3 protein-coding genes are annotated in these 2,267 nt (G+C 32.8%); all 3 read right to left on the bottom strand.

The window, feature by feature from the left end; translation table 11 throughout:
- Positions 1 to 186: 186 nt before the first annotated feature.
- Complete coding sequence (locus tag AC4FRF_RS17515) at positions 187 to 981, bottom strand: hypothetical protein (protein WP_491161585.1); 795 nt, start codon at positions 979 to 981, stop codon at positions 187 to 189.
- Between the two features lie 72 nt (positions 982 to 1,053).
- Positions 1,054 to 1,455, bottom strand: a complete 402-nt coding sequence (locus AC4FRF_RS17510) for a hypothetical protein (protein WP_491161583.1) — start codon at positions 1,453 to 1,455, stop codon at positions 1,054 to 1,056.
- A gap of 71 nt (positions 1,456 to 1,526) precedes the next feature.
- Positions 1,527 to 2,267, bottom strand: a 741-nt coding sequence (locus AC4FRF_RS17505) for a hypothetical protein (protein ID WP_491161581.1), incomplete at its 5' end; no start/stop codon positions are given.

Here is a 2,267-nt window from a genome sequence, read left to right as displayed (position 1 = left end):
CCCGTGGCATCAGTAATAGCCAGAATAGAGCCTTGATAATCCCTGTGTAAACATTAGAAGCTTTTATTTTAACTCACGTACCACACGAAAGGATTGACTTCGTCGAATTTCATTTCGTGCGGCAGCGGGGGCATTAGGCTATAAAAAAATAAGGATAGAAGTTTTATTTTCATTTATTGAATATAATCATTGAATTGGCCATTCAACAGTTACAATAAATTGCAAATTTATATCAGGAAAAGAATACGTTATGGTATTGGGTTTAGAAACCAGATAATCAGCAAATGAAATTTCCTTATAATCCGGAGGAATATGTAATAAATCCTGGCTCATTTCGCCATCTTTATCTACAAAACCTACTCTTAACTTCCTGTCTGGTTTAATATACAACCCATCACTAGTCAAATCCCAATTAAGGTCTCCTTGATTTTCTTTTACAGTCGATACAAACCATGTATACATACCATATTTATTAGAGAAATTACTACTAATTTTTAATTTACTAAAACCAAATAAAACATCCGCTAAACGATTGGGATCATTAACACCATATTCCGGATCCCAAGTTTGATTGATGTTGTAAAATGAAACGACTTTCATCCCTGTAATTTTAACAGCATTGCCCCGAGTGACATTGACTATAACTTGCTTTTCAGAGATATCATTTTGACTATTCAAGGCTCGAACCCGTATTGTTTTTTGTCCTAATGTATCAAAATTAAAATACATCACTACCGAATTTCCAAAACCCAAATCAGAAAAATTTTTCACTTCTAAATTATCTGATGAAGCTCCTAAAAGTTCAATTTTTTCGTTTGCGTTTACCGTTATTGAAAAAGTTTCTTCGGTAGTTACATTAATTGTTGAGGGTATAAGCTCAATGTTAAAAGTACTTACTTTATCGGGTATAGCTAACTGATTATCAGAATTACAGCCTAACAAATTAAGACAAAAGATACTGATAATTAAAAGATTTTTCATTTATTGTTTTTTTATATTATTTTATTTTCAGTTGAAACAACTATGTTTTTTTGGTTTGCCCCTATACAACCGCTAATTACCATCATAAATTATTTCATAACCCATTTTTTCTAACTCAGCCTCAGTAAACTGATAGCGTTTTAAGAACATATTATATTTTACAATAGTATCCCAAGGGGTGTTCTCTATCACATCAGAATCAAATATAAAAATCTGCATAGTAGAATTATAACTAAAATGACCTAAAGTAAGAGCTTGAGCTTGGTTTGGATAAACACTATACGCTTTAGTTATCGGCACATTACTTATGTTTTTTAAACTGGCATCAGGATAAGAATAAGACCCTCCATAATATATTAACTTGCCCGTGTTATTTTTTAAATTAAAGTATCTTGGATTATCATTTTCGCAACAACAAGCGAATAGGCCCAAAACTAATGTTAAAAAGAGTATTTTTTTCAAAGTATTTTTCATAGTAGTTTGTTTTTTTATGTTTCTAATTTTTAATACGAAGTGCTTGAGTATACCCTATTTTTCACAAAGGATTATCTATACTTTTTATATTGCAAGTCAAACCAATCATTAAAACCACTATCAAAAATAGGGTGATTATAATAATCCCATTTATAATCTTTAAAATAATCTCTTGCTCTTATGTTAGCATCTTGCTCAGTCCAAAAGGCTTCATGTTTAAATTTATCTTTGCCAGCTTTCTTACCACTATTTGCACTAGGGATAGCATAATCATACATATAGTTCCAACCTACTTCCTGACTTTGTAAATAATGTCCATATTCGTGTTTAAAAAGTGAATTATCTGGATCGGCTTTAATGCCTTTGCTACCATTAATATAAGATCCTAAAGTATAAGCCCCCCATCCTTCTTTATAATGTTCAACAACTGTTGCACCACCATAATAGCCCACACTTTTAACACGGCCCAATGCGTTAGCTCCTAGTGATACTCCTAGACCAAGTAAGGTTTGTGGTAGTTCTTTAGTAAACCTGCTTGCTATTTGACCAATATTGCCTTGAAACATTCCACCGAGTATTCTAGCTTGATTAGTAAGTATAGAACTATTCTGGAAACCTGAACCCACAAACTGTGCCGTTCCCACTACAGTACCTACTACTATCGAAGCTGCTGCAATGGTAACACCTACTACTGTAGTAACTACAGCCGTAGCAGCCTTAACAACATTTTTAAACGCTCTGCCTAATGACTTCCAAAAACTCTCTCCGTTAATATCTACATACTTCAACGGGTTATTTACACAATACCCATA

The sequence above is a fragment of the Flavobacterium sp. ST-158 genome, assembly GCF_058309975.1.
Note: the sequence above shows the minus strand (reverse complement) of the source record. Positions and strands in the feature narration are given on the sequence as shown.